The organism is Flavobacterium sp., from assembly GCF_049590715.1.
Classification (GTDB): Bacteria; Bacteroidota; Bacteroidia; order Flavobacteriales; family Flavobacteriaceae; genus Flavobacterium.
Map to the genome: position 1 here is coordinate 1 of NZ_JBAWDL010000205.1, position 7,557 is coordinate 7,557.

The 7,557-nt window shown below is 35.8% G+C and carries 7 protein-coding genes and 1 pseudogene; 6 read left to right on the forward strand and 2 right to left on the reverse strand.

Annotated features, from left to right (window positions below):
* Positions 1-135, forward strand: a pseudogene (locus WBQ70_RS09350) (PH domain-containing protein); the annotation flags it as partial.
* A gap of 60 nt (positions 136-195) precedes the next feature.
* On the opposite strand, the gene pckA reads toward WBQ70_RS09350, so the two are convergent.
* Positions 196-1,794 carry a phosphoenolpyruvate carboxykinase (ATP) gene (pckA, locus tag WBQ70_RS09355; protein WP_423913288.1) on the reverse strand — a complete coding sequence of 533 codons (1,599 nt, stop codon included), beginning with the start codon at positions 1,792-1,794 and terminating at the stop codon, positions 196-198.
* Between the two features lie 63 nt (positions 1,795-1,857).
* Positions 1,858-2,247, reverse strand: coding sequence for a DUF423 domain-containing protein (locus WBQ70_RS09360; protein ID WP_423913289.1), 390 nt, complete (start codon positions 2,245-2,247; stop codon positions 1,858-1,860).
* Positions 2,248-2,443: 196 nt separating this feature from the next.
* Between WBQ70_RS09360 and WBQ70_RS09365 the strand changes: the two genes are divergently transcribed.
* The 5 genes from WBQ70_RS09365 to tnpA all read left to right on the forward strand — a co-directional run bounded on the left by WBQ70_RS09365 (position 2,444) and on the right by tnpA (position 7,175).
* The gene (locus WBQ70_RS09365; RefSeq protein WP_423913292.1) at positions 2,444-3,817 is read left to right on the forward strand and encodes a saccharopine dehydrogenase family protein; all 1,374 of its coding nucleotides are present in this window, start codon (positions 2,444-2,446) and stop codon (positions 3,815-3,817) included.
* A gap of 51 nt (positions 3,818-3,868) precedes the next feature.
* Complete coding sequence (locus WBQ70_RS09370) at positions 3,869-4,342, forward strand: methylated-DNA--[protein]-cysteine S-methyltransferase (protein ID WP_423913295.1); 474 nt, start codon at positions 3,869-3,871, stop codon at positions 4,340-4,342.
* Between the two features lie 49 nt (positions 4,343-4,391).
* Positions 4,392-5,105: a 3'-5' exonuclease gene (locus tag WBQ70_RS09375; protein ID WP_423913298.1), complete on the forward strand. Its 714-nt coding sequence runs from the start codon at positions 4,392-4,394 to the stop codon at positions 5,103-5,105.
* A gap of 84 nt (positions 5,106-5,189) precedes the next feature.
* Positions 5,190-6,629 carry a nucleoside recognition domain-containing protein gene (locus WBQ70_RS09380; RefSeq protein WP_423913300.1) on the forward strand — a complete coding sequence of 480 codons (1,440 nt, stop codon included), beginning with the start codon at positions 5,190-5,192 and terminating at the stop codon, positions 6,627-6,629.
* Positions 6,630-6,713: 84 nt separating this feature from the next.
* The gene (gene tnpA, locus WBQ70_RS09385) at positions 6,714-7,175 is read left to right on the forward strand and encodes an IS200/IS605 family transposase (protein WP_423913303.1); all 462 of its coding nucleotides are present in this window, start codon (positions 6,714-6,716) and stop codon (positions 7,173-7,175) included.
* Positions 7,176-7,557: the final 382 nt, after the last annotated feature.

The window sequence follows — 7,557 nt, forward strand, 5'->3', positions numbered from 1 at the left end:
GACAAATCATTAAACGAATTGTCACAAGACGAACTTTTTGAAAAACTTCAGAATTACAAAAAACTCCTCGACAACGGACTGATTCTTCAAGGAGAATACGACACTTTCAAAAAAGAAATTTTGAGTAAAATGTAAAATTTTGAACCGTTAAAAGTCTTAAAGTTACTATTCAACTTTAAGACTTTTTTTTATGAATTATATTTTAGGAGCACCCGCTAAAATCTCCGCATTAGCATAATCCGCAAAGTCTTCAAAATTAGCTTGAAATTTTCGAGCTAATTCCACCGCCTTCACATCATATAATTCTTTATCACTCCAAGTATTCTTAGGATTTAGAATTTCACTAGGCACATTAGGACAAGATTGAGGAATGGCTATTCCAAATACAGCATGGTTTTGATACTCCACCTGATTTAACTCCCCATTCAAAGCTGCATCAATCATGGCACGAGTGTATTTTAATTTCATTCGGTTTCCCGTACCGTATGCGCCACCTGTCCAACCCGTATTGATCAACCAAACGGTGGCATCGTCTTCTTTTATTTTCTGACTCAGCATCTCCGCATAACGTGTAGGATGCAAAGGCATAAAAGGCGCACCAAAACAAGCCGAAAAATTAGGTTGCGGCTCTGTAATTCCAGCTTCAGTACCCGCTATTTTAGCGGTATATCCTGAGATAAAATGATAGGCTGCTTGCCCAGGAGTCAATCGAGCAATGGGAGGCAAAATTCCAAAAGAATCCGCCGTTAAAAAGAATATATTTTTAGGATTACGTCCTATTAATCCCGGCTGAATGTTGTCAATATGTTCAATAGGATAACTCACACGTGTATTAGGAGAAATGGAAATATCACTATAATCAATTTCGTTCGTGCCTTTTTTAAACACAACATTTTCGACCAAAGCTCCTTTTCTTACCGCTCTAAAAATATCAGGTTCATTTTCTTCAGATAGATGGACGACTTTGGCATAACAACCTCCTTCAAAGTTAAAAACCGTATTTTCTTTCGTCCAACCATGTTCGTCATCACCAATCAATTTCCGTTTCGGGTCTGCTGAAAGTGTTGTTTTTCCCGTTCCCGATAAACCAAAGAAAATTGCCGTCTCGTTATCGGCTCCAACATTGGCACTGCAATGCATCGAAAGTATCTCTTCATTTACGGGTAACATAAAATTTAAGGCTGAGAAAATGCCTTTTTTCATTTCGCCAGTATAACCTGTTCCACCAATCATCGCAATTTTTCGAGAAAAATTTAAAATAGCAAAATTGCCTTGACGGGTTTTATCTGTTTTAGGATCAGCCAAAAAACTAGGTGCGCAAATTACAGTCCAATCAGACTCAAAATGTTCTAATTCTTCCTCCTTGAGTCGCAAAAACATATTGTGACAAAAGAGATTTGCCCATGGCGTTTCAGTTATAACTCTAACGTTCAAACGGTATTTAGGTTCTGCGCATACATACCCATCCCGAACATATATTTCTTTATTCGATAAATAAGCCGTTAGTTTTTTATATAAAGCATCAAAATCATTGGGGTCAAAAGGGATATTAACATCTCCCCACCAAACTTCATTTTCAGTAATGGCATCTTTAACAATAAAACGATCTTTAGGCGACCGTCCAGAAAAAGTTCCGGTATTGATGACTAATGCACCTGAAGCGCTTTCAACTCCTTGACCTAAAGCAAGGGTTTTTTGATGCAATTCATCGGCAGATAATTGATATTTTATTTTGGCGTTTATAATTCCTATTTCGTCAAGATTAGGAATCTGTTTGATTGTGTTGTTGCTCATAAAAAGTACCTTTTTAACAGTGAAAAATCATATACTAAAGGTAGGGTTTTATAGGCAAAAGACTTAGTGTTTACTCTTAAAATAATTTAAAAATACCATCCCCCAACCAATGATAATTAACAATCCACCTATAGGAGTTATAAAACCAATAGTCTTAAAATCAAAAGGCGTTAAGTAATTAGTCGCCAGTCCATAAATCGATCCTGAGAATAAAATCACACCGATAACTACAAGATAAAAAACAGTTTTTTTAGTCTTTTCGGTCAGTATTTTAAATGTTGGCAAAAGCAACAAAAAAAATGCTTGATACATTTGGTATCGTACACCTGTTTCAAAAGTAGCCAGCAATTCAGGAGTTAAAATTTTCTTTAAAGCATGAGCGCCAAATGCCCCCAAAATTATTGCTACCATTCCCATCAATGCACCTGTAGCCGTTATCTTTTTATCCATCATGATTTTTTTTGAATTACAAAAGTATCTTTTTTTTACCGCTAAGATGCTAAGACACTATGAAAAATAATATCACTATTTAAAATATTAGTGACGTTCGTGCTTTCTTAGTGTACTTTGTGGTTAAACCAAAATCCCCTAGATTGCTTTGTGGTTAAACCAAAACTTATTTTGTATTTTTGTTTAAAAGGCAACTTCTATGACTCAATCTCACAATAGAACGATCTTAATCATTGGCGCAGGTCGATCCGCTTCTTCTTTAATTCGGTATTTATTAGAAAAATCGGATCAGGAGAAATTACATCTTGTGATTGGAGATTTATCATTGGCATTAGCCCAAAAAAAGACCTTAAACCATCCCAACGCTACAGCAATTGCTTTGGATATTTTTGACGAAAGTCAGCGAAAAAAAGTGATTCAGCAAGCAGACATTATCATCTCGATGTTACCCGCACATTTGCATATTGAAATTGCTCGAGATTGTCTTTCGTATAAAAAAAATCTCGTTACCGCTTCGTACATTAGTGACGAAATGCAAGCTTTGGATACTGAAGTGAAAGCCAAGAATCTTATTTTTATGAACGAGATTGGGCTTGACCCTGGCATTGATCACATGAGTGCCATGAAAGTGATTGATGAAGTACGAGAAAAAGGCGGAAAAATGCTGTTGTTTGAATCTTTTTGTGGCGGTCTTGTTGCTCCTGAATCGGACACAAATTTATGGAATTACAAATTTACTTGGGCACCACGTAATGTGGTTTTGGCAGGTCAAGGAGGTTCTGCCAAGTTCATCCAAGAGGGCGCTTACAAATACATTCCGTATTGCAATTTGTTTCGTCGAACCGAGTTTCTAGCCGTTGAAGGTTACGGGAAATTTGAAGCCTACCCCAACCGAGATTCGTTAAAATACCGTTCCGTATACGGACTTGACGAGGCATTAACTTTGTACCGAGGCACTATTCGTCGTGTGGGATTTTCTAAAGCTTGGCATATGTTTGTACAACTCGGTATGACTGATGATAGCTACACCATGGAAAACTCCGAAAACATGACTTACCGCCAGTATGTCAATTCTTTCCTGCCCTACCACCCTACTGATTCGGTCGAAATTAAAATGCGATTGATTTTAAAAATCGATCAAGATGATATTATGTGGGACAAACTCGTTGAACTAGACTTGTTCAGCCGTACCAAAAAGGTAGCACTCAAAAATGCTACACCAGCCCAAATCCTCGAAAAAATACTTACCGATAGTTGGACACTCGAACCTAGTGATAAAGACATGATTGTGATGTATCATAAATTTGGTTTTGAACTCAACGGCAAAAAACAACAAATCGATTCTAAAATGGTTTGCATTGGCGAAGATCAGACCTATACCGCTATGGCTAAAACCGTTGGTCTTCCCGTAGCGATTGCCAGCCTACTCATCCTTAATAAAAAAATCACCAATCCAGGAGTACAACTTCCTATTCGTAAAGAAGTATACGAACCCATCCTAAAAGAATTAGAAACCCATGGCGTGGTATTCAACGAGGAACTTATGCCTTATTTTGGATATAAAATGCAATAACCCCAGAAAACTCAAACCTAAACTACTAATTCATTCAAATTAATCCGTTTTATGGAAACTACCCATTTTAAAACACCTTTAGGAATGGCAACTATAATGGGTGATGAAACTGGTATTGCCAAAATATCAATTGTTGATGAAGGTGAAGAATCGCAACAAATTCCATTTGTTTTACAAGAAGCAGTTACACAACTTCAAGACTATTTTAAAGGAAATAGAACGGATTTTAATTTTAAACTTAATCCCAAAGGAACGGATTTCCAAAAAAAAGTATGGCAAGCCTTAATCGAAATTCCTCATGGAAAAACCATGAGCTATCTGGACTTATCTAAAAAACTAGGCGATGTCAAAGCCATTCGTGCTGTGGCTTCCGCCAATGGAAAAAACCCGTTGTGGATTGTTGTTCCTTGTCACAGAGTCATCGGGACTGATGGTTCACTTACAGGTTATGCTGGAGGGTTGTGGCGAAAAAAATGGTTGTTAGAACACGAATGTCCTTCGCAACAACAATCCCTTTTGTTCTAATAATTAGTAAATAATTTTCTTATATTCGTTTCAACAACCTGATTGAAAAATGATAGAAAAAATAAACCTGAATAACATTCTCTTTCTTGACATAGAAACGGTTCCTGAAACCGAAGATTTCAACTCATTAGATGACGAAATGAAATCGTTGTACGAACAAAAAACACAATACCAACGCAAAGACGATTACACTGCGGAGGAATTTTACGACCGCGCCGGTATTTGGGCTGAGTTTGGAAAAATTGTTTGTATCTCCGTTGGTTTTTTTGCCAATAAAAACGACATTCGGAATTTTAGAGTGACATCATTTTTTGGAGAAGAAAAAAAGATTTTGAATGATTTCAATAATTTAGTAAACAATCATTTCAATCAGCCCCAACATGTATTGTGTGGTCATAACGCTAAGGAATTTGATATTCCGTTTATGGCAAGACGCATGATTATCAATAATATTGAAATCCCTAATAAGCTAAATTTATTTGGAAAAAAACCTTGGGAAATTCCGCATCTAGATACTTTAGAGTTATGGAAATTTGGTGATTACAAACATTATACTTCTTTAAAGCTAATGTGTAAAATCCTCGGAATCCCTTCTCCAAAAGGAGATATCGATGGTAGCCAAGTAGGTCATGTTTATTATGTTGATAAAGACATCGACCGTATTGTGACTTATTGCGAAAAAGACACCATTGCCGTGGCGCAGATTTTCTTGAGATTACGAAGAGAAGAGTTATTGATTGAAGAAGAGATTATTCATGTGTGATAAAGCATTTAACCTTGATAGGGTTCCAAACCCTGTCTGGGTTAAATGTTGAATTATTTATTACATTTACAAAAATTATAAATTATGGTATTAAGTAGATTTTGGTTGGCAATTTTCATTGCCTCAATTGTATTTGTTGTTTTTACATTGTTTTCAGGAAACAGTTACACGATTGATTTTGTTTTAAATGGACAAAAAGGAGACCCTATTTTAGTATCTGAAAAATATATAGACGAAGTTCCTGTTTTTGTTAGGGATAGCATCCAGTTGAAAGCAGATAAAGCCATGATTGTGAATCGTGATCTAACGAATCCTGATACCACTTATGTCTATTCAAACAAAACGGTGAAAATCTTCAGTGGAATTCAAAAAGCAGATGGTCTTTTGCCAACCTGTAAATACACTTTAGTCGATTTAGTGTTGCCTTTGATTGCTTATTTAGCCTTCTTCTGCGGATTGATGGAGCTTTTAATCATTTCAGGAGCTACTGAAAAATTAGCAGTAGTTTTGAGTCCTGTCTTCGTAAAAGTGTTTCCGAGTATTCCGAAAAACCACCCGTCGATTTCCTATATGACCATGAACTTTGCTGCCAATTTCTTGGGATTAGATTCGGCTGCAACACCGTTTGGTTTAAAGGCCATGCAAAGTTTACAAGAAATAAACCCCGATAAAGACCAAGCCAGTGATGCCCAAATTATGTTTATGTGTTTACATGCATCTGGACTTACGTTGATAGCAACTTCAATCATTGGGTATCGTGCCGCAGCCAATGCCAGCAATCCTGCTGATGTGATGTTGCCGTGTATTATTACCTCTTTTATTGGTACGATTGCTGCTTTCTTGATTGTGGGAATAAAACAAAAAATCAATTTCAAAAGCGCTTCTTTGGTAGTTGCATTAATTACATTAATTGCTGCCATTATTGGTTTGTTGTTATATGTAAATCACTTGGATTTAATAGGTAAAAATTATTTCACCTCTAATCTTTCTGCCTTGATATTAATTGCGATTATTGCGTATACTTTAATTTTATCCATGGTTAAAGAGAAGAAATTTGCCGATGCCAATACAACTGTTTATGAAACATTTGTGGTTGGAGCGAATAATGGTGTTAAAACGGGAGTGATCATTTTTCCTTATGTTTTGGGAATGTTAGTAGCGATTTCGTTATTTAGAAACAGCGGCTTGTTTGAAATTATCAGCAACTGGATTGCTTTTATTTTTTCTAATATGGGTGTGAATAAACAAATTACCGATGCTCTACCCGTAGCCTTACTAAGACCTTTTAGTTCTGCTGGATCTCGTGGATTTTTGATTGATTCGATGAATACTTTTGGTGCCGATTCTATGACTGGACGTTTGAGTAGTATTTTTCAATGTAGTGCCGAAAGTACGTTCTATGTCATTGCAGTTTACTTTGGATCTGTAAACATTAAAAACACTCGTTATGCGTTACCAATCATGCTATGGGTTGATTTAATTTGTGTGGTTACGGCGATTTTTGTAGCAAGTTGGTTTTTTTAAAAATAAAATAATAAATGTTTTATGGTCAACAGATTCAAATCTGTTGGTTTAGAATGCATGTTTTTAATCATTTATATTTTAATCATGGCAAATACCTATCATCAAGTTTACCTCCAATTTGTTTTCGCAGTAAAATATCGTAAAGCTGTTATTAACAATGAATGGAAATCAACATTATTTGGTGTTATGGGTAATTTGATAAATGAAACAGGCTGCAAAACAATTATTGTTAACGGTGTCGAAGACCATGTACATTGTTTTATAGGGCTAAAACCAACCGTTTCAATTTCAGAATTAATGAAAACAGTAAAAGGAAAATCTTCTAAATACATAAATGATCATAGTTTTACTTCTTCAAGATTTGAATGGCAAGAAGGTTATGGCGTTTTCTCGTACAGTCATTCCCAAATACATGCTGTTTATAAATACATCGAAAATCAAGAACAACATCATAAAAAACAAAATTTCAGAGATGAATATTTAGATTTTCTAAACAAATTCGAAATTTCATTTGATGAAAGATATACTTTTGAAGATTTGATATGAACCAAGCCTACGGCTCTCTTTTGATTATGATATACCACAAACTGGACTAAAGTCCAGCTCTATAATATGAGTCGAGTCTACGACTCTTTTATGTTATGTATAAGTCCCTTAGGGACGGCTCATATGGTAGCAACTGGACTAAAGTCCAGCTCTATAATATGAGTCGAGTCTACGACTCTTTTATGGTATGTATAAGTCCCTTAGGGACGGCTCATATGGTAGCAACGGATTTTAATCCGTTGAAAAAAAACACATACCAAGCCTAACATCTCTATGCTTTGTATAAATCCCTTAGGGATGAAACGTATTGTAGCAACTAAAGTCCAGCACTTTAATATGAGTCGAGTCTACGACTCTTTTATGGTATGTATAAGTCCCTTAG